The organism is Chloroflexota bacterium, from assembly GCA_020850535.1.
Taxonomy (GTDB): Bacteria; Chloroflexota; UBA6077; order UBA6077; family JACCZL01; genus JADZEM01.
In genome coordinates this window covers 145,278-171,505 of sequence record JADZEM010000135.1, presented here as the reverse complement: position 1 = coordinate 171,505, position 26,228 = coordinate 145,278, and the positions used below count along the sequence as shown (strand labels likewise).

At 70.0% G+C, this 26,228-nt stretch carries 23 protein-coding genes; 12 read left to right on the top strand and 11 right to left on the bottom strand.

What is annotated here, in order from left to right:
• Positions 1-250: 250 nt before the first annotated feature.
• Complete coding sequence (locus IT306_20320; GenBank protein MCC7370778.1) at positions 251-706, bottom strand: MarR family transcriptional regulator; 456 nt, start codon at positions 704-706, stop codon at positions 251-253.
• Positions 707-1,121: 415 nt separating this feature from the next.
• Here IT306_20320 and IT306_20315 point away from each other — a divergent pair, with 415 nt between their 5' ends.
• Complete coding sequence (locus tag IT306_20315; GenBank protein MCC7370777.1) at positions 1,122-1,817, top strand: hypothetical protein; 696 nt, start codon at positions 1,122-1,124, stop codon at positions 1,815-1,817.
• Positions 1,818-1,893: 76 nt separating this feature from the next.
• On the opposite strand, the gene IT306_20310 is transcribed toward IT306_20315, so the two are convergent.
• Positions 1,894-3,405, bottom strand: a complete 1,512-nt coding sequence (locus tag IT306_20310) for a GAF domain-containing protein (protein ID MCC7370776.1) — start codon at positions 3,403-3,405, stop codon at positions 1,894-1,896.
• A gap of 770 nt (positions 3,406-4,175) precedes the next feature.
• Here IT306_20310 and IT306_20305 point away from each other — a divergent pair.
• Complete coding sequence (locus tag IT306_20305; GenBank protein ID MCC7370775.1) at positions 4,176-5,045, top strand: hypothetical protein; 870 nt, start codon at positions 4,176-4,178, stop codon at positions 5,043-5,045.
• A 66-nt stretch (positions 5,046-5,111) separates the two neighbouring features.
• Here the strand turns inward: IT306_20305 and IT306_20300 are convergent, their stop codons facing one another.
• A complete protein-coding gene (locus IT306_20300) occupies positions 5,112-5,537 on the bottom strand; it encodes a TraR/DksA C4-type zinc finger protein (protein MCC7370774.1) in 426 nt (141 codons plus the stop codon).
• Positions 5,538-5,790: 253 nt separating this feature from the next.
• Here IT306_20300 and IT306_20295 point away from each other — a divergent pair, with 253 nt between their 5' ends.
• On the top strand, positions 5,791-6,099 hold the full coding sequence (locus tag IT306_20295) for a hypothetical protein (GenBank protein ID MCC7370773.1): 309 nt from the start codon (positions 5,791-5,793) through the stop codon (positions 6,097-6,099).
• A gap of 613 nt (positions 6,100-6,712) precedes the next feature.
• Here the strand turns inward: IT306_20295 and IT306_20290 are convergent.
• On the bottom strand, positions 6,713-7,024 hold the full coding sequence (locus tag IT306_20290) for a hypothetical protein (GenBank protein ID MCC7370772.1): 312 nt from the start codon (positions 7,022-7,024) through the stop codon (positions 6,713-6,715).
• Positions 7,025-7,122: 98 nt separating this feature from the next.
• Here IT306_20290 and IT306_20285 point away from each other — a divergent pair, with 98 nt between their 5' ends.
• From IT306_20285 to IT306_20265, 5 genes are all read left to right on the top strand, one after another.
• The gene (locus IT306_20285) at positions 7,123-8,835 is read left to right on the top strand and encodes a hypothetical protein (GenBank protein MCC7370771.1); all 1,713 of its coding nucleotides are present in this window, start codon (positions 7,123-7,125) and stop codon (positions 8,833-8,835) included.
• A 488-nt stretch (positions 8,836-9,323) separates the two neighbouring features.
• A complete protein-coding gene (locus tag IT306_20280; protein ID MCC7370770.1) occupies positions 9,324-9,884 on the top strand; it encodes a hypothetical protein in 561 nt (186 codons plus the stop codon).
• A gap of 6 nt (positions 9,885-9,890) precedes the next feature.
• Complete coding sequence (locus tag IT306_20275; protein MCC7370769.1) at positions 9,891-10,355, top strand: hypothetical protein; 465 nt, start codon at positions 9,891-9,893, stop codon at positions 10,353-10,355.
• Positions 10,356-10,735: 380 nt separating this feature from the next.
• The gene (locus tag IT306_20270) at positions 10,736-11,470 is read left to right on the top strand and encodes a substrate-binding domain-containing protein (protein ID MCC7370768.1); all 735 of its coding nucleotides are present in this window, start codon (positions 10,736-10,738) and stop codon (positions 11,468-11,470) included.
• A 4-nt stretch (positions 11,471-11,474) separates the two neighbouring features.
• Positions 11,475-13,883 (top strand): EAL domain-containing protein, encoded by a 2,409-nt coding sequence (locus tag IT306_20265; GenBank protein ID MCC7370767.1) that lies wholly within the window; start codon positions 11,475-11,477, stop codon positions 13,881-13,883.
• Positions 13,884-14,164: 281 nt separating this feature from the next.
• Here the strand turns inward: IT306_20265 and IT306_20260 are convergent, their stop codons facing one another.
• Complete coding sequence (locus IT306_20260) at positions 14,165-15,460, bottom strand: hypothetical protein (protein MCC7370766.1); 1,296 nt, start codon at positions 15,458-15,460, stop codon at positions 14,165-14,167.
• A gap of 19 nt (positions 15,461-15,479) precedes the next feature.
• On the bottom strand, positions 15,480-15,749 hold the full coding sequence (locus IT306_20255; GenBank protein MCC7370765.1) for an acyltransferase: 270 nt from the start codon (positions 15,747-15,749) through the stop codon (positions 15,480-15,482).
• Between the two features lie 702 nt (positions 15,750-16,451).
• On the opposite strand from IT306_20255, the gene IT306_20250 reads away from it, so the two are divergent.
• A complete protein-coding gene (locus IT306_20250) occupies positions 16,452-17,246 on the top strand; it encodes a L,D-transpeptidase (GenBank protein ID MCC7370764.1) in 795 nt (264 codons plus the stop codon).
• Positions 17,247-17,428: 182 nt separating this feature from the next.
• The gene (locus tag IT306_20245; GenBank protein MCC7370763.1) at positions 17,429-17,635 is read left to right on the top strand and encodes a hypothetical protein; all 207 of its coding nucleotides are present in this window, start codon (positions 17,429-17,431) and stop codon (positions 17,633-17,635) included.
• Between the two features lie 87 nt (positions 17,636-17,722).
• Here the strand turns inward: IT306_20245 and IT306_20240 are convergent, their stop codons facing one another.
• Positions 17,723-18,550, bottom strand: coding sequence for a response regulator transcription factor (locus IT306_20240; protein MCC7370762.1), 828 nt, complete (start codon positions 18,548-18,550; stop codon positions 17,723-17,725).
• Positions 18,551-18,746: 196 nt separating this feature from the next.
• On the opposite strand from IT306_20240, the gene IT306_20235 reads away from it, so the two are divergent.
• Positions 18,747-19,334: a DUF4126 domain-containing protein gene (locus IT306_20235; protein ID MCC7370761.1), complete on the top strand. Its 588-nt coding sequence runs from the start codon at positions 18,747-18,749 to the stop codon at positions 19,332-19,334.
• Positions 19,335-19,412: 78 nt separating this feature from the next.
• On the opposite strand, the gene IT306_20230 is transcribed toward IT306_20235, so the two are convergent.
• Entirely contained in the window at positions 19,413-19,943 is a 531-nt protein-coding gene (locus IT306_20230; protein MCC7370760.1) for a DUF4870 domain-containing protein, read from the bottom strand.
• A 218-nt stretch (positions 19,944-20,161) separates the two neighbouring features.
• On the opposite strand from IT306_20230, the gene dinB reads away from it, so the two are divergent.
• Entirely contained in the window at positions 20,162-21,265 is a 1,104-nt protein-coding gene (dinB, locus tag IT306_20225; protein ID MCC7370759.1) for a DNA polymerase IV, read from the top strand.
• Between the two features lie 63 nt (positions 21,266-21,328).
• Here dinB and IT306_20220 read toward each other — a convergent pair whose 3' ends face one another.
• The 3 genes from IT306_20220 to IT306_20210 form a co-directional block, all read right to left on the bottom strand.
• Complete coding sequence (locus IT306_20220) at positions 21,329-22,321, bottom strand: WYL domain-containing protein (GenBank protein MCC7370758.1); 993 nt, start codon at positions 22,319-22,321, stop codon at positions 21,329-21,331.
• Positions 22,322-22,887: 566 nt separating this feature from the next.
• Complete coding sequence (locus IT306_20215; GenBank protein MCC7370757.1) at positions 22,888-24,540, bottom strand: O-antigen ligase family protein; 1,653 nt, start codon at positions 24,538-24,540, stop codon at positions 22,888-22,890.
• 127 nt (positions 24,541-24,667) lie between these two features.
• A complete protein-coding gene (locus IT306_20210) occupies positions 24,668-25,927 on the bottom strand; it encodes a glycosyltransferase family 4 protein (protein ID MCC7370756.1) in 1,260 nt (419 codons plus the stop codon).
• Positions 25,928-26,228 lie beyond the last annotated feature (301 nt).

Below are 26,228 nucleotides of genomic sequence, written 5' to 3'. Positions count from 1 at the left end.
GGGATGTAGCCCACTTTGTGGCGAAATCAGGTGCATCATAGCCCATCTGTGGGGTGTATTTCACAAAGAGATGCAAAAAAGTGGTTGTGAAATAGTTGGACCATGGGCGATTCATACGCAGGCAGTGAACAGCCGAGCATCGCCGCGTGGAACGTGTCGCAACAGTGTACTCTCGCAGACCGAGGAAGCGCGGTCTGCCCGAGGCGTACGGGTGGGGCAGACACGCGCTACGGGCTGTGGCTGGCGGGCCTCAGCGTGAGCCGGCCGTATGACCGGCCAGGCGGGTCAGCAGGTCGCGCAGGGTCTGGATCTCCCCTGCGCTGAAGCTGGCCAGCAGCCGGCTCTCGGCGGCGGCCACCGCGCCCGTCGCGCGGACCAGCCGGCCGCGACCGCGCCCGGTCAGCTCGACGCGGTTGGCACGGCGGTCGTCGGGGTGTGGCTTGCGGGCGACGTAGCCCTGCCGCTCCAGCTCGTCGACGGCGGCCACCATGGTGGTCCGGTCGATGTCGAGGCGTCGCCCCAGGCTGCTCTGTGAGGACGGCCCCTGCTCGGCCAACGTGAGCAGGATGCCGTAGTGGCGGGTGTGCAGCTTGAGGGGGGCCAGCGCCGCGGCCAGGAAGTCGGCGGCGCGCCGCGCGCCCAGGCGCAGCAGCAGGCCCGTCGAGGCATTGGCGGCATCGAGGGTCGGCTCGTCGGCGTCCGCCACCGGGGCAACGACCTCGCCGGGCGCGGCCCGCCGCGCTCGGCGGCGCGGGAGCGGGGTGGAGGCTGGCGCGGACGCGGGTGCGGATGTGGGTGCAGGCACGGGCGTGGGAGGAGGCACGGACGCAGGCACAGGCGTGGACGCAGGCGTGGACACAGGCACGGACGCGAGATTCTCGGGGGCAGCCCCACCGGGCGCTGCGCCTGCCTCGTCAGCTGTCACCGCTCCTGCCTCCGTACCGGTGAGTAGACCCACTGAGCAGACCCACTGCTCTCGCGGCCAGTGTACTCGCTCGGCAGGGGTTATGGGGCATCGGTCGCAGCCCATCGGTCGCAAGCCCACGACCCGCCACCGCCCTACCCGTTACACTCCTCAGCGTCGCGGACGTTGCTTCACTGTTGCAATTGTGGGGTTCGCCATGCGTGTCACGCTTGCTCGCCATGCGTTGTTCGGGGCACGGCTGCCCGTCCGTCGGCTGCTGACGGCCCTGGTGCTGGCCTGCGCGGTCCTGCTCGGCGGCCTGGGTGGCCCGGCCGGGGCGACGCGCGCAGCAGACCTCTTCACTGAGCTGCGGACGTTCCCGGGCGTCGTGCTGCTGCCGCCACCGGAGCTTGAGCCGTTCGCCACGCTGGAGCCGTGGCGCGTGGAGCTGAACCGGCCGCGTCCCGGCTCGACGTCCGTCGTGCGGGGGCGCTATCTCGTGCAGTACCGCGACCGGGCTGGTGGGACCGGCAGCGCGCAGGTGGGCGGAACGATTGGTCGTGACGAGCTGGATCAGACGCTCTCGGCCATGGCCAGTCGGAGCTTCCGGCGGTGCCCGGCGGATGCGCCGTACTGCACGGAGAACGTGGCCGGGCAGGATGGTGCGCCGCTGGCCTCGGAGCTGTTCCGTGGGGTGCAGGTCGGCGACTCCGAGGCCGTCGTCGAGCACGTGGTGTGCTGCGGCGGCCACTACTGGTCGCTGACGTGGTACGACGCCCCCCGTGACTCGACCTACACGCTGGTGCTGGTCGGCCCGGTGGCCGACCTGTACGGCACGAGCATCGCGCAGGAGAACGTGGTGGCGGCTGAGCGCATCGCCGGGATCGCGGCGCGCCTGACGCCGCTGGAGTAGAGCGACGCCTCCAGCGGGGCACAGGGGCGGCGTCTGCGTTCGCCCTGAGCGGCTCGGGGAGCGGCCGCCCCCGGGGTCAGCCTGGCCGGAGCTCCTCAGGCGCGGTCGAGCGGTCCAGATCCAGCGCCGGCCCGACGGGCGTCTCGCGGGTCTGGAAGCGGACGAGCTGCTGGAGCTGCCGAAGCTGCTCGGCGATGCGCCGCAGCCCGACCTCGGCCTCTTCGACCATCTCGTGGAGGTCGGCCGGCAACGACGGCTCGCCGCGCAGCAGGTCGATGGTGCCGACCGCCAGGGCGAGATCGTTGTTCAGGCGGTGCGCCAGCTCGCGCGCAGCAAGCGTCACCGCCTGGAGCTGCGCCCGCTCCAGGGTGCCCAACATCGCAGCGGCCATGCCCGCCAGCAGATCGAGCGCCTCGGCGTCCGCCCGGGTGAACCGCTTGCCTTCGCGCCGGGTACCCACCGAGAGCACGCCGATCAGCCGCCCCTCGTGCAGGAGCGGCGCGGCGATGCTGGCCCGCGCGCCGAACTTGCCGGCCGGGGTGGCCTTCCCGTACTCCTCCTGGTAGGCGTTCGAGATGATGGCATGCTTGGTGCGCGCCGCCGCGCCGCTCAGGCTGTCGTCCAGGCCAACAAGAACGCCGTTTGAGCGGCCGGTGTTGCTGTAGACCTGGATCAGGCGCCCGTGTCCGGCATCCCACAGCGCGATGCCGCCATGGTCCCCCCCGAGCAGGCTCAGCGCTTCCTGGAGCATGACCTCCATGGCACGGTCGCTGCCGGGGTCGCTGTCCGCAAACGCCCTGGTGATGCGGTGCATGGCTGCGCGATGCTCCAGCTCACGCTGAGCTGTGCGCCAGAGGCGCGCGGTGTTCAACGCCTGAGCGGCCCGCCGGGCAAGCGCGGTCGCCACCGAGCATGCATCGGCGGTCCAGCGGCGCGGCGCGGCGAGCGAGAGCGTCAGAACGCCAAGCTCGCGGCCATGCGCGCGCAGCCTGAACTCCCGCACGGCCGGGTCGGCGCCGCCTGGGCCTTCGGCTGTAACAGGGCCGACCGAGCCTGCGTCCACCCCGACGCCGGCCGTTTCCTGGCCCGTGTCGGCCACCCGCGCCTGCTGTCCGTCCTCGTCCACGAGGTCGATCGTGCAGCGATCCGCGAGTTCCGGTACCAGCAGCGCCGTGATCGCCGCGATCGTCTCATCGCGGTCCACGGTCGCCGCCAGCCGGTCGTGCGCGAGGGTCAGCAGCCGTTCCTGGGCCGCATCCGGCGCGCCGTCCGAGCGGTCGTGCACGATCATCTCGATGACCGCCCGGCCGGCCAGCACGACTGGGACGGACGTGACACCCACCGGCAAGAGGCGGCCATCGCTGGTCCGTGCCGTCCACTCGCGCCGGGTGACGGTCCCCGGCGCGACGTGCTCGAGCGCCAGGGCAAAGCGCGCCGCCTCGGCGGCATCCAGCACGTCGACGGGCGAGCGCTCCAGCAGCTCGTCCTGCGCGTACCCAAGCAGGTGCGTGGCCGCCTGATTTGCCAGCACAAAGCGCTTGCCAGCCAGGTCGAACACGAGGACGGGCTCGGGCAGCGCGTCAAGCACCGACCCTGCCAGCCTCTGCCAGTCTTCCCCCACCACGTTCACCCGCTCACCGCATTCGAACCGTTCTGCTGCCTGGCTGCCCCGGTCGGCACACCATGCCACGTCCTGCCGCCGCACGGCACGACCACCGCCTCGCCGGCCATCTTTGTGACAGGGGCGGCGCCGATGAGGGACGACCACACTGTCTTGCAAACCTGAGATCAATGGATGGAACGGCAGGCATTCCTGCGAGGGGATGGATTTTGCGGTGGCTGGTTCGGCGGTGAGAATGCGCCGTCTTGCCAGGGCGCTCGCCGCCCGAAACGGTGGGGAGCTGACGCGCCGCCGACGGCGTCGACGGCTGGCCCGCGCCGCTGCGCGGTCGGCAGCCGAGCCGTCAGGAGGTAGCGCGACTCCTGCGCCAGGATGGCGTGCGCCACCGCGCACGGAAGGTCGCTCGCGGCGAGCGGGCCGCCGCAACATTCGGCCTGAGAGACGGCCTCAGAGGCGGCCTGACAGATGAGTTAACAGACAAGGGGAGGACGCTGGCGGGCGTCCTCCCCCGGCCTGGTGGAGAGGGTGGGGTTGTCGGTGTTGGACGGCCGAGCGGCTCACGACCGCACCGACACCAATATGATCGGGGATCGCCACCCGTATGCACGCTGACACCTGTCCTACTGCGCCCGGGACATCTGTCCCGAAAGTCACCGTTTCCCCTGACTGCTCTGCAACTTTCTGTCTCTCGATATCCCTCCGTCGGTGGCGTGATACTATCCGTACACGAGTAACAGATGTTCGGCTCGACGGCGCCAGACGATCCTGCCCACCTCCAGCCCGGGACCGTGCATGCCCAGGATGGGCTTGCCATGCTGGCCGCCGTGGCGCGCGCCGTGGGGGCGCTGGCGCCGGATGCCCCTGACGAGACGCTGCTGGCCGTGCTCCGGCCGATTCTCGTCCCGGCCGCGAGCGATCTCTGCCTGCTCTACGTCACCGACGCCTCAGAACAGCTGACGCGTATCGGGGGCCTGCCTGGCGCCGGGCCGCTCGCGCAGAAGGTCGCCGCCGCACATCAGGACTTTGCCCCTGAGCTGGGCATCTACGAGCCGCTCCTGGAAGCAGGTCACCCCGTGCTGATGCCGTACCAGCACGCCACGGGCGAGCTTGCCGCCGAGCACTGGAGCTTCGTGCAGGCGGCAGGGCTCGCCTGGGAGCTGGTCGTACCGCTGGCCGGCGGGGCAGACGGCGAGATGGGCGGCGGCGCAGCTGATGCGCTCCTGGTGCTCGACGGCAGCAGCAAGGGCCGCGCGCTCGAGCCAACGACGGTGCTCCAGCTTGCCGAGGTGCTGGGCGGGCTGATTGGCGGCTGGCGAGCGGCGCGGGCGCTGCGCCAGCGAGCTGCCGAGATCGAGGCCGCCCTCGAGGAGACGGCGTTTGCCGGCCGCGAGCTGGCGCACACCCTCAATAACAGCCTGACGATGCCCGTCGGGGTGATCGAGCTGCTGCTGGATGGCGGGGTTGACTCCCCAGAGCTTCGCGAGATGATCGCGGCGGCGGCCTCCGACCTTACGGCGCTGGAGAACCACATCCGGGCCTATCAGAACCTGATGCGCACCCGCACCGGCGGACAGATACGCCCCGGCCAGCACCTGCCCCCGCCGTAGGCGCGCATGCCCAGCCTGCGCGGCGTGCGCGCCGCGCCCGGGTGAGGTAGGCTGGGGCCGGGAGGCTCAGAAGCTTCGCACCTCGCCGTCTGCGACGCGCTGACAGTCGATGCACAGGGTGGCGTGCGGCCTGACGGCCAGGCGGGCAGGGTCGATCTCCTGGCCGCAGCTCTCGCAGAGGCCGTAGCGTCCCTCGGCCTGGCGCTTGAGCGCCGCCTGCACTTGCTGCACCTCGTCGGCGACGATGCCCTTGATGGTGTAGTCCACCTCGCGCTGCATCGTCTGATCGGCGCTGTCGGCCGGGTGCTGATCGACAGCGCTCAGCTCGCCGCTGGCTTCACGCTGATCGCCGGAGAAGGTCGTGCGGTCGATAAACTCGCGAAGGTGCTCGGCCTCGCTCGCCTTCCGCGCGAGCGCTGCCGTGGGGTCGAGGTGGCCGGTGGCCCTGTTTGCCCTGTTTGCCCTGGTGGCCCTGCTTGACCTGTTTGCCATGGTTCTGTCTCCGAGGTGGGATGCGGTGACCGGCGAGCGGTCTGGGTAGCCCGCTGAGATGCACGGGATGTGCCAGCCTGGAGCGGCGCCGGCGTCGGCGTGCCCGGAGCGGTCGGTAACCGGAAGTCTCCCGTTTCTCATGCGGAGGTGCTCGCGACGGATCGGGCCTTGCGGCTACACTTGGGAACAGAGATGCGAGCAGCAGCGTGGCTCTCTCGCCATGATGTAGAAGTCTCGCGGTGCGGAGTCGTCGATGTCCCTGAGCGAGCGGTCCTCAACCTCGTACCCGGATGAGCTGACCCCGGAGACGATGCGCCGGTTCCAGTTGTGGCGCGCGATCTCCGATCTTGCGAAGGCCCAGGAGGACGGGCGGCTCTCGGCGGATCAAGCCCGCCTGCTGGAGTCGCTGGCGGACACCCTGCAGCGGCTGTCGGCCCAGTTGTCGGCCGTCGCGGACCTCGGCCGCCAGTACCTGGACGTGCTCGAGCCGCTCACGCAGCAGCCGCAGCAGCAGCCCGAGACGCGGACGCGCCCGCACGAGCACGACGCCAGCTCGGGCTGACGCCAGCTTGGGCTGACGCCACCCCAGGCTGGCGCCGCCCGGCGCTCGTGCAGAACCAGGAGCGGTGGTCTGGACTGCCCGCTGGGAGCGCGGCCATCGTTTCGCGGTGCTCAGAGCCAGGCTGCGACTTCCCACCCCGTCATCCCGAGCGGAGCGAGCTTGCGAGCGCAGTCGAGGGATCTTTCTCTAGTGGCCCGTCAGTCGTGAACGACCGGGTCGGGTTACTCGACGCTTCCCCTGTCATCCTGAGCAAAGCGACCCATTCGGCAAGCTCAGGGCAAGCATCCGGAGCGAAGTCGAGAGATCTTCCTCACGCCAAGAAGGAGAAGATCCCTCTCCACTCCGCTCGTGCCTCGCCGCGGTCGGGATGACGGACGGGAGGGTGTTCCTCGCCGCGGTCGGGATGGCAAACCCGTTATGTCCAGCATGGCGCAGCACCGGCTCGGCCCTGCCCGTGTGCCGCGCGGCTCCTTCTGTGCTGCTCTTCCGTTACTGTTCTCCGACAAAATCGTTGACGGGACGTCACGGATCGGCGACTCTGGCTTTCAGGGCCGGCCGATGGCTCACCGGTAGGCAGGGACGCGGCATGACGAGGCAGGATCACGACGACCGTCTATTCCCATTCTCCGAGCGTTGGCGGGAGCATCTCGGAGGAGAGCGCACGCCCCGGCCGCAGCTCGCCCAGCAGACGGTCTTCCAGGGCCAGCGCGCTGCAGGCGAGCGCCTCCCCGAGCGCCTGCTCGAACACGTCGAACCAGATCGGCTCATCCTCGCGGTCGTCCTGGACGGCCCAGCCGCCATCGCGCGGCTGGACGAGGACGACGTGCTCCTGGGGCCGCCCCGGCATGTGCACCTGGACGCGCGCACTCCTGCCGACCGGGTCAACCCAGACGGTCAGGCCACGGTGAACGATTGTGGCGAGCATCGGACAGGCCTCCCGCGCGCGTGCTTCCCCTACTATAGAACAAATGTTCCCCTTCGTACAGAGGGCTGTGCTGCCCGTCCCCGTCCTGGTGCGCGCGCTTGCTCGATCCTCCGTCGATGCGCCGCGGGGCCGCGCGTGGCTCGGCAGCTCCGGCTGGCGCGGCCATCGACGCGCTGCCGGCCGGCGGCAGCCCGATGACGCGCCAGGCCGGCCCGGGCGGGTGGGCTGGCCCGGGCACGCCGGCCGGCGTGCTCCTGCGTGCCCGTCGCTGGGCGATGCGGGCGGCCGGCCTGCTCGCCGGCCTGTGCGTGCTGGCGCTGCTGACCTCCTCGCCGGACGGCCCGGCGCTGGCGCAGACCACCAGCTGGATCGAGCTGTTCGACGGCACGCCGGCCAGTCCGCAGCCGTACAACCCCTCGACCTGGGACGTGCTGGTCCACTCACGGGAGGCCGAGACGTGGAAGCAGCTGCAGCCGATGGCCGCCCATCACGGCAGCAACTGTGCTGGCGCGCCGGCCTCGCACCAGATCTCGGCCTACGCCGACGCCGTCTTCCAGTGCAACGGCCACGTCATGACGGCGATCTACGCCGATGCGTACGGGCTGATCGTGCTGACGCCGAACCGGATGGTGGACTTCTCGGGCGGCGAGGCCGTGATCCGCTTCGATATGACGACATTCCGCAGCGCGCCGCGAGACTGGGTGAGCTTCTGGCTCTCCCCGTGGGATGAGCATCTGCCGCTGCCGCTGCAGGAGTGGTACCCGGACGGGTCTGGCGAGCCACGCCGAGGGGTTCACGTCGAAATGTCGAATTTCAACGGCGGGACCACCTTCAACGCCAGTGTGATCCAGAATCACGTCTCGCTGCAGCTGCCGAGCGACTTCGGGCTGTCCTACGAGAGCTTCCTGACGACGAGCGCCGTCCGCCGCGATCCGTTCGAGCTGCGGATCAGCCGGACCTCGCTGAAGTTCGGCATGCCGACCTACGGCCGCTGGTGGGTCAACGCGACGTTCCCGGATCTGGGATGGGATCGGGCGGTGCTCCAACTGGCGCACCACTCGTATACGCCGTTCAAGGACTGCGCCCCTGGGGCCTGCGCGCCGAACACCTGGCACTGGGACAATGTGCAGATCGACAAGGCTGTGCCGTTCGTGATGCTCAAGGGCGACCGGCCGTGGGTGGACAGGACCAGCCGACGATATGTCCAGTTTAATCCGTCTGCGCCGCTCAACAGCTCCCTGCGATTTGTTGGGATTGGCACGAATCTCCAGGTCAGCTTCGACGGCGGGGTGTCCTGGCAGCTGGCGCAGATGAAGCCGGTGGAGAAGAACGTCGAGGAGCTGTTCAAGCCGTACTGGATGCCGGTCCCGCCGGGGACATCGCGGGTCGACTTTCGAGGCGATGGCTGGTGGGGCGGCGACTGGATGGTGAACGATCCGGTCATCTGGAGCCAGACGGTCCCGCTGCCACCGCCGACCTCGACCTGCTCGCCGCGCCCCAGGACCACGGTGCAGACGCAGCCGCTCGGCAGCGGCCGGCTCCAGGTGACGGTGCAGGTGGGGCGGCCGGCCTACGCGGCGAGCAACATCATCCGGAGCGTTCGGGTGGTGGGGGCGCAGAACGCCCAGGTGTCGGTGCTGGGGCAGACGTTCGGGGCCGGCGGCGGAACAGCCGTGCCGACCTCGGCGACGCAGAGTGTGACGCTCACGGTGATCCGGACGGCTGGCGGCTCGGTGACGGTGCCGCTGGCGATTGCCGACGACTGCGGCGAGTGGACGACGTTCGTGGGCGGCGGCCCGAGCGCGTTCTGACGGCAGGCGGCGCGCGGGGGATACCCCCTTCGACAGAATTGACAGTTTGACACAATGCGCTGTCGGGGCTCGGGCGGGATCGGCGGGCCTTGAGGGCGATTGCAGGTTCGTCGGCGTTCCCAGAACGTGGTAAGGCGGGCGGTCGGGAGTGAAAACCCCCGCCTACAGTCATTCGGTCGCTGCGCGACGGAGGCCGGGAACAGCCGTCGTCCGGTGAGACTGGCGCGTCGCGAAGCGACTGCAGGATGGTAGGCGGGGCTTTCAAGCCCCGACGAGGCTGCACGGCGCGCCCAACGTGCAATCGCCCTGGGCGCGCCTTCAGGAAGTTGTCAGGATTCTTCCCCGCCGCATTGATCCCAGATTTATCCGGGCGCGTCATGATGGTGACGGCACGGCGATTGCCGACCCTCTGCTGATTGCCCACGGGCTGGGCCGGCAGGAGCGCAGGCCGGCCGGACCGTGTGGAGTTCTGGGAGAAGACGACCACCATGACGCAGAACCTCTTGATTCGCGGGGGGCGGCGAGCCCTCCTGGTGCGCGGGCTGGCCCTGGCCGGGGCCACGGTGCTGATGGCCGCGTGCGGCGGCTCGGCCTCGGCGCCGGCGGCAACCACCACCACGGCGACGAGCGCGCCAAAGCCGACGACGGCTCCAGCATCCTCGCCGACGACTGGCGCGGCGGCGTCGCCAGTGTCGTCGCCAGCCACGTCGGCCTCACCGTCAACGTCGGCGTCGCCGGCGGCCTCAGCGGCGTCGCCGGCCGTGAGCACGTCGGCGTCGCCGGCCACGTCGACTGGCTCGCCGTCGGCGTCTGCCTCGCCAGTTGCTGCCATGCAGAAGGTGAACGCCAACACGGCCAGCGTGGCCGAGTTGCAGCGCACCTTCGAGTCGGCGGGCATCTCGAACGCGGCCCGCTGGGCGCGGGAGGTCGAGGAGTACCGGCCGTACCCCACGGATGACCCGACGTTCGCCAAGCTGCGCCGGGAGCTGGCGAAGTACAACCCGGCCCCGGGCGTCGTCGATCAGATCGTTGCCACGCTCTCGCTGTAAGCCGTGATGCGGGCGGAGGAGGGTGCGTCGCCCCTGCTGCGACGCGGGTTTCTGGGCCTGGGAACGGTCACCACGCTGGCTCTGGCGATCGAGCTGGCGGCCGAACGCCACTGGACCCAGCCGGTGCAGTGGATCGCCTGGGCGGCGCTCGGGCTGGCGCTCGCTGCTCTCGGACTGCTGCTGGGGCGCGCCTCCTCTGGGCGCGTCCTGGCCGCACGCGTCCTCGCGGCGGTGGTCGTCGTGAGCGCGCTCCTGGGCGTCTGGGAGCACGTTGCATCGAACTACGATGCCGGCGAGCTGGACCAGGTGTATGGGCCGCGGTGGGAGACCCTACCGGCCTCGTCTCGCTGGTGGCTGGCGATGAGCAAATCCGTGGGGCCATCACCACCGTTGGCAGCGGGCGCACTGGCCCAGGTTGGGGCGTGCGTGCTGCTGGCGACCCTCCGTCACCCGGCCCGCCGTTCCAGGTGAGAACAGGCGGGTCCGGTCCATCACGTTTCGTCGTGCTCCCGCGTTCTCTTCCTGTTGAGGGGGAGAGATCGATACGGTGGGAGCGCTTCCATGTGGACGATATCGCGGGGCTGGCCGCAAGCGCGAGTTGCCAGAATGCTCCTGCGCTCCCTCACTCCGGTCGATTATCTCAGTGAACCTGTGCGTCGTTGTTGCTATGTGGGGCGCCCTGAGGATGTGCTGACAGCCGTTGGGGTGCGCGCGAAAGCGAGTGCTTCTTAATGGTGAATCGAAGAACATTCCTCATGCTGTTGTCCGCGACCGGTGTCGCGACGGCGTGCACGGGGCCAGCGGTCTCCGCCCCACCGACCACGGCGCCGAGGCCGGCAGCCAGTCTCGCGTTGCGGCTCTCTGGCTCTGGCTCAGCGGTCCCGGCCGCCCAGAAGGCCAGCGAAGGGTATGAGTCCCAGGCGCCGGGCGTCAAGCTGGACTTCAAGGAAGGCTCGAACTCCGGCGGGGCGATCCGTGGCGTCATCGACGGCACGCTGGATATCGGGGTCGTCAACCGGCCACTGACGGAGGCCGAGGCCCGCGAGGGCCTGGTCTACCAGCCGTTCGCCAAAGACGCGGTCGTGTTCGCGGTCCACCAGACGACGCCGGTACGGGGACTGCGGACGGCTCAGCTGCGCGACGTCTACAACGGCACGACGACGAGCTGGCGGGCGCTCTCAGATACGGACGCCCCGATCATCGTGCTGGACCGCGACGAGGACGAGGCGCAGCGCAAGCTCGTGCTGCTCCCGCTGATGGCAGGGCGCGCGGTGAAGCACGACGTGGTCACGCTGACGTCCGCGGGCGACATGATGAGCGCCCTCGATTCGACGCCGTACGCCATCGGATATACGTCGCTGGGGCTGCTGAAGCAGCGCGCCCCGAAGAACGTGGCGATCCTCGACCTGGACGAGGTCAGGCCATCCGCGACGACCGTCGCCTCGGGAGCGTACCCCTGGAGCCTGACGTTCGGCTTCGTGACGCGCGCCAACGCCTCGGCGGAGGCCCGCGAGTACATCGCACACGTGCAGCGGGTGGCCCCAAGCCTTTTGCCGGCGCTTGAGTACGCGCCGCTCGCAGGATAGCCCCGTGCGCTCGCAGGACGGGGGACGTCGCATCGGTTTGCGCGCGGTGCTGACCGTTCCCGTTATCGTGCTCGTCGTCAGCGTCGTGCTGGCCCTGTTCATTGCCGAAGAGTGGGCTGCTCGCGAGCAGACCCGCTCGCTGCTCGACCGCCGTGCCGAGACCGTGATCTCAGGGATATCGGCCCGGCTCGACGAGCGCCGCCGCAACAAGATCCTGATGGCGACGCTCCTGGCGCGCGAGCCAGACCTGCCAATCCTGATCGAGCGGCGCGACGTGGTGGGGCTGGCCCGCCTGCTGGTGCCGCTGCGGGCGACGCTCGACCTGGACTTCGTGCGCGTCGTCGATGCACAGGGGCAGGCGTTGCTCACCGTCGGCGAGGGCGAGGGCGGCGTCCTGATGTCCCTGGTCCCGAAGGCGCTGGCCGGGCTGACTGAGTCCAGCGTCGCGGTCGAGGGCCACGGGCTGCAGATCGCGGCGGCGATGCCCGTGAAGGGGCGCGGTGGAATCATCGGCGTGCTGACGGTCGCCTCCTGCCTGCAGAGTGAGGAATTGCAATCGCTGCGTGAGTCGGACGATCTTGACCTCGTCGTACTGAAAGGTCCGGATGTCGTTGCGTCAACGCTCAGAGACGCGAGCTTGCAACAGATCATCGTGCAGCTTGGCGGCCAGGGGGTTGCGTCGGCAAGGCTCAACGAGTCGATTGCCGCTCCGGGATACATCGCGGCCATCCGCGAGGCCATGAACGGCTCGATGGTGGTATTGATCGCGACGCACGACATCCTCGACGCGACACGCCAGCGGACACTGACCATGATGCTCGGCCTGCTCGGCATCGTGAGCGCCGTCGGGCTGATCGGCATGATCTACGCACGCCAGCTGACGCGGGCGCTGGGCAACATGACGCGGGTGGCCGCGAGCATCTCTGAAGGACGGTACGACGAGCGGATTCCGGAGAGCCACATCCGGGAGTTCAACATTGTGGGGCGGTCCATCAACCGCCTGGCGAGCCAGGTAGACGAGCAACTGAAGGAGCTGACGCGGCGGGCGTTCTACGACCGGCTGACGGACCTGCCGAACCGGGCGCTGCTGAAGGACCGCCTGCGGCTGGCGATGATGCGCTCGAAGCGGCGTCAGGGGCACGTCGCCGTGATGTTCCTGGACCTGGACAATTTCAAGATCGTGAACGACAGCCTCGGGCACGATGTTGGCGATGCGCTGCTGGTGGCGTTGGCGGATCGGCTGCGGCTGAGCGTCCGGCCGGAGGACACCGTCGCGCGGCTGGGCGGCGACGAGTTCGTGGTGCTGGTGGAAGAGGTGGCCGACGCGGACGAAGCGAGGGTCATCGCAGATCGGCTCCTGGAGCAGCTCACGCAGCCGTATCAGCTGGACGGCCACACCCTGTTCGCGGCGGGGAGCATCGGGATCGCGCTGAGCAGCCTCGAGGCGACGACGGCGGACGACCTGATGCGGAACGCGGACGTGGCGATGTACCACGCCAAGAGTGCCGGCAAGGGGCGCTGCGCGGTCTTCGCCCCAGAGATGAACGAGTACGCGATGCAGCGGCTGGCGCTGGAGACGGATCTGCGCGGCGCGCACGAGCGCGGCGAGATGCGGGTGGTCTATCAGCCCATCGTGCGGCTGGAGACGGGCCAGGTCATCGAGGTGGAGGCCCTGCTGCGGTGGGACCATCCGACGCGCGGGGAGATCTCGCCGACCCAGTTCATCAGCATCGCCGAAGAGGCGGGGTTGATCGTGCCGCTGGGTGCGTGGGTGCTGCGCGAGGCGGCGCGGTGCGGCAAGGCCTGGCAGGACGCCTGCCCCGATAGCCCCATCGTCCTGGGGGTGAACCTCTCAGCTCGGCAGTTCCAGCAGCCGTCCCTGGTGGACGATATCGCGAGGATCATCGCGGAGACCGGCCTCGATCCGCACCTGCTGAAGCTGGAGATCACCGAGAGCGTCATGATGCACGACGTGGACGCAGCCGTGCAGGTGCTGAACCAGTTGAAGGCGTTGGGCATCCAACTGGCGATCGACGATTTTGGGACGGGCTACTCGTCGCTGGCGCAGCTGCGGCGGCTGCCGGTAGACATCTTGAAGATCGACCGCGAGTTTGTGAGCCGGCTGGAGAAGGATCCCGAGGACGAAGCGATTGTGCGCTCGATCATCAGCCTGGCGGGCAGCCTGAACCTGCAGGTGACGGGTGAGGGGATCGAGACGGCAGCGCAGGCAGGCCACTTGCGGGAGCTGGGCTGCGCGCAGGGGCAGGGGTACTTCTACGCTCGCCCGATGCGGGCCGAGGAGTTCAGGCGGATACTGGCGGCGCGGACGCCGGTGCTGCCGCCGTCGGCTGGGGCGGCCAATGGGGCGGCCACGCCGACGAAGCGCTCGCGGCCGGCCCGCAAGGCGAGCTAGACGAAGTCCAAGCTGAGAACCTCAGGCTACCATCGCCCGAATACCCTCACCCCCGGCCCGCTGCGCGGCGCGGAGAGGGGAGACGGTTTCAACGGCGTGCCCGAGGCGGATTCTCGGGAATGCGTATCAGCCCCCATGTCAGGCTGACATGGGGGTTCAGGATGACGTGGGGGCTGATACGCGTTGCTCTCACCAGACCGTCTGCTGCTGTTGAGCAACTGTCCTCCCCCAGACCTGTGCGTCGGCCGGTGAGGGCGCCTGGCGAGGGATCGGGCGCGCCGTCAGTCGGTGGGGCCGTCCTCGCCGGGCGAGGCTGGTGCTGGATCGGCAGGCGCCTCCAGGGACCAGATCGAGAAGTCGCGGGCGGCCCACAGGCCGCCGCGCCAGCTGCCGCCCTGAAGCTGCACGCTGCTGACACCAGACGGGATCGGTGTCCAGTACGAGAGGAACGCGCCGGCCGGGTCTTTGCCCTCCCGCACGGGGCGAGGCTGGGCCGCCTGCCAGGACGCGCCGCCGTCGAAGCTCACGGTGATGCCGCTCCCGATGGCTGCGAAACGGAGATGGCTGTCGGCCGGGGCCGGCGCGGGAAACGTGACAGTCGTGCCGCGCGCGTCGCTGGCCCAGCGCTGCTGGCCCGAGATGATGGTGAACGGCACGGCCGGGTTGATCCCAACGGTGTCCCAGTGCCAGGTGTTCGGCCCGCAGGCGGCGCAGTCCTTGGCGGGCGTGTACGAATGGTGGCCGAACTGGACGACCGCCCGATCCCACCCGAGATCGGCAAAGCGCTCGTCGAGCCACCAGAGGTTGTAGGTGGGCATCCCGACCTTCAGGGAGGTCCGGCTGATCCGCAGCTCGAACGGGTCGCGGCGGACGGCGCTCGGCGTCAGGACGCTTTCGTAGCCCGTCCACCACTGGCCCTTCAGCTCCTCGACGACGCCGCCTCGGAAGACGCTGGCCGAGAAGTGGGACTGGCCGTTGGAGCTGCCGAGGCGCAGGTGCACCGAGCGGCGCGGCTCGCCGAGGAGGTCCGGCAGGAAGCTGTCGAGGGGCAGTTGCAGATGATCGTCGTAGGGGGTCAGCCAGAGATCGACCCAGTCCCGTGAGGACGAGCGGAGGGTCGAGAGGTCGAACGTGACGACGGCCTCGCCGGTGGAGAAGTCGATCTGCTGGTTGGGGGTGAGGTAGACGACGCCGTAGCCGCCGGCGTTGATGGCCGTCATCAGGTGGTTGTTGCAGAGGTAGACGGCGTCCTCGTAGGAGGTGGTCAGGTGGGTGTTCGGGGGCGCGGAGCAGTCGCCGCCGTGGTGGGCGGCAATCGGCTCAAGCTCCTGCCAGGTCTCGCGGTCACGCGAGTGGACGGTGACATCCCAGCCAGCGCCGTGCCAGGGCTCGGGGGCGGCTGGCCGGCCGTCGAAGGTGGCGAGGAAGGCGTGCGGCGCGGGCTGAGCGCGAGCGGCCAGGGCAGCGGTGGCCAGCGCGGCCCTGGCCGGAGCCGCGAGGGCCGGGGCGGACAGCCAGGACGCGACGGCCAGCACCAGCGTGAGGACGAGCAGCGGTGCACGTCGAGAACGGTGCATCGTGCGGAGGCTCCTTTTCCTACCCGGGGCGCGCGGCGTCACCGGGCGGCTCCATCTGGCGAATCGGCCGGGCGGCCGGCCCGGCGACGACGGTGTAGGGCGGCACGCTTCGGGTGACGATGGCCCCGGCGGCAATGATGCTGTCGTGGCCGATGGTGACGCCCTTGAGGATGATGGCCCGCGCGCCAACCCACACGCGGTCTTCGAGGACGACGGGCGCGATCTGCAGCGGGCGGTCCGGCAGCGGGTGCTGATCGGTGTCCATGATGAGGACGTCCCGGGCGATCATGCAGTCTCGCCCGATGCGGACCGAGCGCCCGGCCACCACCTCGGTGTTGCGGTTGAGGTAGGTGCCGTTGCCGATGGCGAGGACGGCGTCTTTCCAGACTTCGAGGCGGACGCCGCTGAAGAGGGCGCAGTTGCCGATCTCGATGCGACCGCCCTGGTTCTCGATGGACGGCAGGGTCCAGCCGCCGTGCACGGTGATGATGCCGGCCCGCTGGAACTTGCCGCGTATGAGCAGCCCGAGGACGTGGCTCCAGATGCCGTGCGTCTGGAAGCGCCGCCGAAGCCGGTCACGCAGGCTGTCTCGTGGGTGCTGACTCACGGCGGGAAGGATCGGACAGGGGCCGAGGGCGGTGCAAGGGATGCGTGATGGCCGGGGAAGGGACGATGCGGCGACGGGGTCGAAAGATCCGGAGATGGCCGGGTCTTCGTCGATCGTCTGGACCGCCAAGGCTGGTCCGCCGGGCTGGCTCGCCTCGTGCAGGCTGGCGTGCGCGCTGGCACGCACATTGGGGGCTGGACGTGCGGAACCTGAACGATCCGGCGTTCGTTCTGGTTGGCGAGGGGGCCTCTTCTGTCTCGTTACGGAATCGCGATGCAGGGCTTGCTGACAGGGCCCCTCGCGAGCGAGCATACTAGCATTGGGCGGTTCGTGGTCTGGTCCGTGTGGGCCTGCTGGTCTGTGTTGGTCTGAAGGAAGGCGACGATGGCGATCACTCGACGTGCGTTCTTGCACACTGTTGGGCGCACGATAGCTGCCACTGGGGCAGCCCTGGCGCTGCCGCTGGTCCCCGCGACGATCTCCCCGGCCCTGGCGGCCTGTGAGACCGAGGCTGAGGGCGCGGCGGAGTGCAAGCCGGAGGGCGCGGTCCCGCGGCCGGCCGGCCCGCCCGGGTTTGAGCCGTGGTGGGTTTCGACCTTCCTCTCCACGAAGCTCTGGTCGGACGCGGATGCCCTGAAGGATCCTGTCGAGGCGGTCGAGCCGGGCCGGCTGTTCCGCGTGGACGGCCCGCAGGAGGGCTACCGGGTTCCCGTCTGGGACGCTCGCGAGAACCGCACGGTCTACGTCGGCACGGAGGCTATCGGGCCGGTGGGTGCGCCGGTCTGGGCGGACTACAGCGAGGATGGCCGCTGGGTGGACGTGCACCTCTCGATCCAGCAGCACCTGATCGCGATGCAGGGCGATCTGCCCGTCTTCAAGGATCTGGTGACGGCCGGCGTGGACCGACGCACGAAGCCGGGCTTCTACCGGATCCTGCGGCGCGTGGCCAACGAGACGATGGACAGCCGGACGGTGCCGGATGCCACGCGGACGTACCTGCTGAAGGACGTGCTGTACACGCAGTACTTCCACGGGGACGGCTCCGCGATCCACTACAACTGGTGGGCGAGCTCCTGGGGTTACCCTGGCTCACAGGGGTGCCTGGGTATGCGGATGGGCGGGGCCAAGTTCATGTGGGACTGGGCCGGCGTCGGGACGCCGCTGGCGATCCACTACTAGCCCAGAGCGGCTCGCGGGTCCGGGCCGAAGCGGCATCGCGGGTCCGGGCCGATTGAGCGTGGCCGGGCGTTCCTCTGGTACACTACTGCTACGGGCGCGGTCCCACGGGCCGCGCTTTCCGCGCGCCCACGGGCGTGCTCACACCGAGCCATGCCTTTGTGGGTTGGCTCCAGGGAGGCGAGATGGCCGAGAAGAATAAGAACCAGACAGCGCAAGAGCGTGCTCGCCTTCGCGAGCTGATCGGCGCGCAGGCGTCGAACCGCTTCTGCGCGGCGGACACCTGCCCGACGAAGGATCAGCCGATCCTCAAGAAGGATCTGTACCCGATCGTCATGGCGTATCCGCGCAAGACGGTCTACTACCACCGGAACTGCACGACGACGTTTTAGGTCGAGTCGTCAGTTTTCAGTTGTCAGTTTTCAGGACGGGGCGTCGCTTCTTCTGATAACTGACGACTGAGAACTGAACACTCGCTCTCATGCGCCCACGGATTCGACGTCGTCTCCGAGCTTGTAGCCGAAGCCGCGCACCGTGATGATCGGCGGCGCGCTCTCGCCGAACGGCTCAAGCTTCGCCCGCAGGCGGCGGATGTGGACGTCCACCGCCCGGCTCTCGCCGAGCGTGTCGTAGCCCCAGAGGGCCGTTGCCAGCTCGTCGCGGCTGAACACGCGCTCCGGGTCCGAGGCCAGCGCCGTCAGCAGCCGGTTCTCGGTTGGCGTGAGGTGGACCGGCTCGCCGTTGACGCTGACGGTCCGTCGGCGCGCGTCGATGGTCAGCGCGCCGACATGGAGGGCCTCGCCTCCGTGGTGGGCCGTGCGCTGGTCCGCGCGGCCGGGCCACGGGGGGGCCACCGCGCTGAGCCCCTGCGCGGCGCGGGCGGCTCCCGAGCGCGGTGCGCGGCGCAGAACCGCCTGCACCCGAGCCACCAGCTCGAGGGTGTCGAACGGCTTGGCGATGAAGTCGTCAGCGCCGAGCCGCAGGCTGAGGATGCGGTCGCTCTCACGGACGGAGCCGCTCAGCATGATGATCGGGGCGGGCCAGCGTGCGAGGAGGCGAGCGCAGAGCATCAAGCCATCGGCGTCTGGCAGCATAATGTCGAGGATGACAAGGTCCGGCTTGATCTGGTCGACGCCGGACTCAGCTTCCGCACCGGTGGCAACGGCGGTGACGCTGTACCCTTCCTGTTCCAGGATCTCGCCGACCAGACTCGCGATCTCCTGGTCGTCATCCACCAGCAGGATGGTCTGCCGGGCCATGAGCGCCACGTCGTCGTTGCGAGCAGGTGTCAGGTCTGGGTAGGTCATCAAGGCGTCCGTTTCCCCGCGGTGGGTGATCTGTAACCGCACGCTTCGGAGATCGCAAGTCTTGTGCCACGATGGGGCAGGCGGTGCGCCCGGATGTCATGCATCAGCGGCGGGAACACCGGCCGAGGCTGGCGCGTCCTCTGCTGAGGGACTCACACTGCGCGAGGCAGCAGCTTCCTGGTGGAGGGACGATCTGATGGACCCGATCCTGCTCGGGACGGCCAGTGCGTTCGGGCTGGCGGCGGCGGCCGGTTTGAACACCTCGCTGCCGTTGCTGCTGCTGGGGTTGGCGGCCCGCTTCGGGCTGCTGACGCTGGTGACGCCCTACGACGCGCTGGGGTCCGACATAGCGTTGGGCGGCCTGGCCGTCCTGGCGTTCGGCGAGTTCGCGGCGGACAAGATCCCCGGGGCAGACAGCGTGGTGCAGGTGCTCCAAGGACCGCTCACGCTCGGCGCTGGGGCCATCCTCTTTGCCAGCCAGAACTCGCTGATCCAGGACGTTTCGCCAGGGCTGGCGATCCTCGTCGGGCTGCTGACGGCCGGCGGCGTTCACTCGGTCCGCGCGCTGGTGCGCCCGGTGGTCAACCTCGGGACGTTCGGGCTGGGCGGCCCGGTGGCATCGGTGACCGAGGACATCGGGGCCGTGGTGATGACGGTGCTGGCGATTGTCGCGCCGTTGCTGGCGATCCTGGCGCTCGGTGTGGCCGTGGTGGGGCTGGCCGTCATCGCGCCGACCGCCGCCCGGCGGCTGCTGGCCCGCCGACGAGGTCCGCAGCCGGCCTGATCGTCCACACGATCCTCAGGACGAGCCAGACCCGTCCGGGCAGACCCGTCGCGCGGTCGCACGCCAGGGCGAGGACGGCTACTTGCCCTGGGCCACCCGCTTGCGCGCCCACGGCCCGAAGATCGGGTAGGAGAAGTCGCGCCCGGCCGCCACCACCAGCCCGCCGTACAGTCCGTAGGCGATGGTCCCGAAGAACCAGAGCGCGAACAGCGGCACGAGGGCGCACCAGAGGCCCATCAGGAGCTGCCGCATCGACATCTCGCCCGCGCCAAGCTCCGAGCCGCCCATCAGGAGGACGGTCACGCCGATCCAGACGGCGGCGGTCAGGATGTTGACGATCAGCACGGCCAGCTGATAGGCCCCGGCCTGCTCGGCGTGGAACGCGACGACCGGCGAGCGCTTGCTGCGCAGCCAGATGATCAGGTTGATGGCGATCCCGACCAGGAACCCGACCCCGATGACGATGCCGAAGCCGATGCTCAGGTGGCTGACGGCGGCGATGCGCTGATCGACGTGCTCGGTGGCCTTGCGGCGGATGTGCGCGCCAAGGCTGGGCGCCCGGGCCGGCTCCGGCGCGCGGACTGGGTAGGGCGGGCGAGCATCGTGCATCGAGCAGCCGACTCCTCTGTCTGGCGCGGCGTGGCCACCGGCGACCGTGCCGGGCCGGGCCGTGTCCGAAGTGTAGGGGCGGCCGGCCGTGCCAGGAAACGATTCTGTCTGGCGCGGGATGGGCGGCCGCGCCAGAGGGCTGCTGGTGCGTGTCCGCCCACGCGCTCAGCCGTTCTCTTCTTGTAGAGGCGCGCTTGCGCCACGAGGCATCACGCACGTTGCAGGCCAGCCGCGCCCCGACTGACACCCTCACCGCCCGCTGCATCGCACATTGCGACGCGGACCGCTTCTACTACGCGGTGGAAGCGCTGGAGCGGCCAGAGCTGGCGCAGGCCGAGCGGCCGGTCATCGTCGGGCACGATCCGCGCACGTCGCCCCGCTCGATTGTGAGCACGGCCAACGATGCCGCGCGACGGCTCGGGATCAACAGCGGCATGAGCGCCGCCATCGCGCTGCGGATCGCCCCGGACGCCCTGTTCGTGCAGCCGCGCTACGAGCTGTACCGGGCGTACTCCGAGCGCCTGATGGCCGAGCTGCGCGCCGCCAGCCCGGTGGTGCAGCCGCTCTCGATTGACGAGGCGTGGCTCGACTGGTCCGCGCACGGCTTCGACGTGGCGGCGGCGCTGGCCCTGCGTGAGCGGGTGCGGCTGGCGACGGGCCTCTCGATCTCGATGGGTGTGGCGACCTCGAAGCTGGTGGCGAAGATGGCGACGGAGATCGCCAAGCCCGGCGGCGTGCGCGTCGTGCGGCCCGGCGAGGAGGCCGGGTTTCTCGCGCCGCAGCCGGTGCGGGCGCTGTTCGGGGTGGGACCGCGCACGGCTGAACGGCTGACCGAGAGCGGCATCGAGACCATCGGGCAGATCGCCGGCTGGCCGCGCGAGCGGCTGATCGAGCTGTTCGGGCCGAGCCACGGCGGCGGGCTGTGGGACCGCGCGCACGGCGTCGACGAGTCGCTGCTGGAGCCGGACCGGGCGGCCCGCTCCTACTCTGCCGAGCACACCTTCCCCTACGACACGCTGGACCGTCGGCAGTTGTGGGCTGAGCTGCGCTCGCAGGCCGCCGAGGTGGCCGCCCGCTTGCAGGCCGAGGGGCTGCACGCTGGCGAGGTGGCGATCAAGCTGCGGTACGCCAGCTTCGAGACGCTGACGCGGCAGACTCGCCTGACGCTGCCGACGGCCGCCCCCGACGAGATCGCGCAGGCGGCAGCGCTGCTGATGCGGCGACACTGGGACCGTGCCCGGGCCGTGCGGCTGATCGGGGTGCGGGCGGCGCGGCTGCTGCCGTCGAGCCGGCCGGTCCAGCTGCCGCTGCCGTTCGGATAGCCGCGGCGTGGGACGAGTCCGCTCGTGACCGGGTCGCTTTCACCACGGACGGGGGTGAGGGCGTCACTCGGCGTAGGACCGTACGATCTCGTGGGCGGCCTCGATCACCGCCGCCCGCAGCTCCGGCGGCCCCACTACCGCCATCTGCGCCCCGAACCCAAGCACGTAGCGACAGGCGTTCTCTGGCGTCTGTAGCTCCAGTTGGAGGGTGCGCCAGCCGTCGGCGTCCGGCTCGCTCTGCGAGACGACCTGCACGAACGAGCCGGGCATCCAGACCCACGGCAAGGCGTCTGGCGCGACGCGCACCGTGGCGTGGTAGCGTGGTAGCGCCGCCACGAACGCTGCCGATGAGTCGGCCCAGGCGGCGGCGAGGTCGAAGTCGGCCGGCCGGACGGCCGACTCGGCCAGGATCTCGACGGCCTGGATGCGCGAGACGCGGTAGGTGCGCCGGTCATCGCCCACGCCAGCCACGAGGTACCAGGTGCGCCCCTTCGCCACCAGCCCGAGGGGGTCCAGCTCGCGCTCGACGGTCGGGCGCTCACCGGCCGGGCCGGCGGTATGGCCGGGTGCGCGCTCGTAGGTGATGCGGACGCGCTGCTCCAGCCAGAGGGCCTCCTGCAAGGCTGCCAGGGCCGGCGCCGGCGCGTGGGTGGCGGCGTCGTGCCAGCCGGCGCCGTCGACGTGGATGCGCTGGCGCACGAACTCGGCATCCCGGCGCGCCACGGGCGAGAGCGAGGCCAGCATCTTGACCTGGGCGCCGTCCGCTGCCCGCGCCAGCCCGAGGTCGGCCAGCAGTCGGGTGGGAACCGGCAGGAACAACGCCTGCACCTCGGCGTCGGTGAGGCCAATCACCTCGGTCCGGAACGACGCTGGCAGCACCCAGCCGCCACCGCCGCCACGCTCGGCGTAGATGGGTACGCCGGCCATGCTGAGGGCTTCCATGTCGCGGTGGATGGTGCGCGGCGAGACCTCCAGCCGACGCGCCAGGTGGGCGGCCGTCAGCTTGCGGTTGACCTGGAGGAGCAACAGGATGGAGAGCAGACGGTCGGCGCGCACCGGAGACTCCGTCGTGGGTCGTGGGTCGTGGGTCGTGGGTCGTGGGTCGTGGGTCGTGGGTCGTGGGTCGTGGGTCGTGGGTCGTGGGTCGTGGGAGTGATGGGGTGAAAGCGTGCAAGTTTCAGTTGTCGTCCTGAGCGTAGCGAAGGACCTCACCCGCTGACGCGGGGTTGACGGTCAGCGGGTGAGGTCCTTCATTGCGCTCGCAGGCTCGCTGCATTCAGGATGACACGGCAACGGTCGGTGACGGTCAGCGGGTGAGCAGGGCGATTGCATGTTCGTTGGTGTCCCCGAAGCATCATGGAACGGGCGGTCGGGGACTGAAGTCCCCGCCTACAGTCATTCAGTCGCTGCGCGACGGCCGTCGGGAACGGCAGGTACTGGTGCGACTGGAGCGTTGCGCAGCGACTGCAGGATCGTAGGCGGGGCTTTCAAGCCCCGACGCCGCCGCACGACGCGCTCAACATACGATTGCACTGGTAGCAGCATCAGGGCGATTGCATGTTCACTGGTGTACCCGAAGCATCATGGAACGGGCGGTCGGGGACTGAAGTCCCCGCCTACAGTCATTCAGTCGCTGCGCGACGGCCGTCGGGAACGGCAGGCACTGGTGCGACTGGAGCGTCGCGCAGCGACTGCAGGATCGTAGGCGGGGCTTTCAAGCCCCGACGATGCTGCACGACGCGCTCAACATGCAATCGCCCTGAGCGGGTGAGGTTCTTCGCTGCGCCCGCAGGCTCGCTGCATTCAGGATGACATATTACTCCTGACTCCTGGCTCGGCTGCATTGCTCGCCGGGTGGCGGCTGCCAGCAGCCCGACGTAGAGCCAGAAGAGGGCCACCATGTGCGGGAACCGCGGGTTCATGAAGTAGTGATCCAGGTTGCCGACCAGCGCGCCGGCCAGCACCGGCGCCAGGAGCGTCGCGGCGAGCGCCCGGTCCTCGCGGTCAGGGGCCAGCAGCGCCGCTCGCAGGCCCTGTACCATCACCACCGCCAGGATCAGCAGGAAGATCCCCAGGCCGATCAGCCCGGTGTTCTCGCCGACCAGCAGGTAGATGCTGGAGACGCCGACGAAGGTGCCAAGCTCAGGTGCGCCGCCGAAGCCGACCCCCAGCACCGGGTAGTCGGCAATGATCTTGAGGGCCTGCCGGTACTCGTCCACCCGCAGCGCCGCCGCCCGATCTTGCGCCGCGAACCCCGAGGCCAGCCGCGAGACCATCCGTTGCCCGACCGGCAGGGCCAGCAGCGCCCCAACGGCCGGCAGCCCGAGCAGCCAGAGACGACGGTCGCGGATGGTGGCGAGCAGCGCGCCGGCCGCCGCAAGCCCGAGCCACGAGGCCCGCGACTCCGAGAAGACCATCGCCGTGGCCGTCAGGCCGAGGCCCGGCAGCAGCAGCCAGCGCGGCAGCACCGGCCGGGCTGCGAACAACTGGCCCAGCATCAGCGTGGCCGAGAGCATCAGCATCCCGCCGAACACGTTCGGATCGATGGACGTGCCGACGGCTCGCAACGTGTCGGAGTAGGTGTTGTTCGGCCCGGGCAGGAAGCGGAGGACGCCCGGGCCAGACGGGTAGCCCAGCACACTCAGCGACGAGAGCACCTCGACGATCTGCTCTCGCGGCAGGCTGTGGATCGCCAGTCCGAGCGCCGCCGCCGCTATCCCTCCGAGGATCAGGGCCTGCACCAGCCGCTGGATCGTGGCGCGCTCGCGGACGACGTCCACCACGACGATGAACAGGCAGATGGCGACCTCGTACTTGAGGAAGCTACGCAGGGCGGCCCCGGACGGCATCGCGTAGGCGGCCCCGAGCACCAGGGCCAGGACAGCGGTCACCAGATACGCGACCAGCAGCCTGCCGGCCAGCGTCAACTGCAGTCGTCTGGCCGTCAGCACGTGGCGCAGCAGCCAGTTGAGGAAGATCGCGGCGAGCAGGGCATCCACGAACGTCAGGGCCACGCCGACGCGAACGGGGATGACCGCATACGGCAGGAGCGTCGCAACGGCCACGAGCCCGAGCAGCCCGGCCTGCACACCACGTGTCACGCACCACGCGGCGATCAGCCCGAGGGCCACCGCCGCCACCCCAACCGGCGACCCGGCTGCCACCGCCACGCCGAGGCCGCCGCCGACCAGCAGCGCCAGCAGCACCACCACCAGCGGCGACCCCCACGAGAGGTGGTCGACGACCCAGTCCGGCCGGCGCGTCGGCACGATCACGGTGTCGCGCTCCTGGACAGTGGCGAGGCTGCACGAAAGCCTGTCACTTCCCACCGGACGCCCCACACCGGCCGAGGGGAACCGCGCACCCGGGTGCGCGGTTCCCCGAACGACCTGGCCATTCCCATCAGTCGCCCGTCCCTGCGAACGTCGCGGCGTAGATCCGGGCCGTCTCCCGCGCGATGGCCGCCCACGAGATCTGCTCCCCAACCACCAGCGCGCCGGCCGCCAGGTGCTCGCGCAGGGCGACATCGTCGCGGAGCCGGGTGAGCGCCGCTGCCAGGGCCGTGGCATCGCCCGGCGGCGTCAGCAGGGCCGCGTCGCCATCGCGGATGACCGCCGCGCCCGGGCCGCTCCCGAGCCAGACGGCCACCGGGCCGGTCAGCATGGCGCGCGGTCTGGGCAGCGTGCTGACGATGGGCCGGCCGTGCGCGAGCGCCGCCATCAGGGTGCCGCGCCGTGCCGATGCGCCGTCCACGAAGGGCAGGGCGATGGCGTCGCAGGCGAGCAGGTGCGACGACAGCTCGGGTGGGGCGAGATAGCCGGTCTTCGCCACCCGATCCGTCAGGTTGGCGCGCTCCACAGCGTCGTGGACGGCCCGGGCCTGGGCCAGATCGGTCGGGTTGGACACCCCGAACTCCGCGCCGAGCAGCGCCAGCCGAACCGGGCGGTCTGGCGACTCGGCGGCCAGCCGCCCGACCGCTTCGAGGAGGGTCGGAACGCCCTTGCTCGGGTTCAGAAAGCCGAAGTAGCCGATCAGGAACGTGGCGTCGTCTGCGCCCAGCCGGCGACGCACCTCGTCTCGTGGGAGATCGGCGGCAGGCTGGCAATCGACGTTGCTGCCGATGGGCAGGACCGTGCCGTGCACGCCAGGGCCGGCCGCTTCGAGATCCGACAGTTCGGCGAAGACGGCAGCATGGCTCGAACGGGCCAACAGGCGATTGGCCGCGAGGCGGACCGCGCCAGCTTTCGGGAAGAGGTACGGCGGCAGGAAGTCGTGGAAGGTGGTGACGACGCGGGCGCCGGGCAGCGTCGCGCGGATCAGGCCCGGCAGCAGGTGAACCGAGCCGCCCAGCTCGTAGGCGCCGGCCTGAAACTGGATGTGGAGCAGCGGTCGCGGTCCGAGCCGAGTCAGGACTCGCCGGACCAGCGGCCAGAGACGCGCGTCCCAGGCGGGGACCGCGCCGTAGACGGGGACACGGCGCTCGCCCAGCGTGCGCCGGCCGGGCAGGCTGGGGCGGCGCGCCGTCAGCAGCCCGATCCTGACGCCCTGCGCCGCCAGCGCATCGGCAAGTCGGACGGTGTAATCCCCGACACCGCCCCGGTCCGGCGGCAGCTCGCCGGAGAGCATGCAGACGCCCGAAGGCAGCAGAGAGGAAGCAGTCACGCCGAGATGATACGCGGAGACCGGCCACGACTCCGCGAGATTCCCGCTCGGACGCAGGGCGATCGCATGTTGATGTCGTCGTGCGGCGGCGTCGGGGCTTGAAAGCCCCGCCTACGATCCTGCAGTCGCTGCGCGACGCTCCAGTCGCACCAGTGCCTGCCGCCGTTCCCGACGGCCGTCGCGCAGCGACGGCGTGACGGTAGGCGGGGACTTCAGTCCCCGACCGCCCGTTCCCTGATGCTTCGGGGACACCAATGAACATGCAATCGCCCTGCGCTCGGACGCCGGAGGGCCAGCCGCA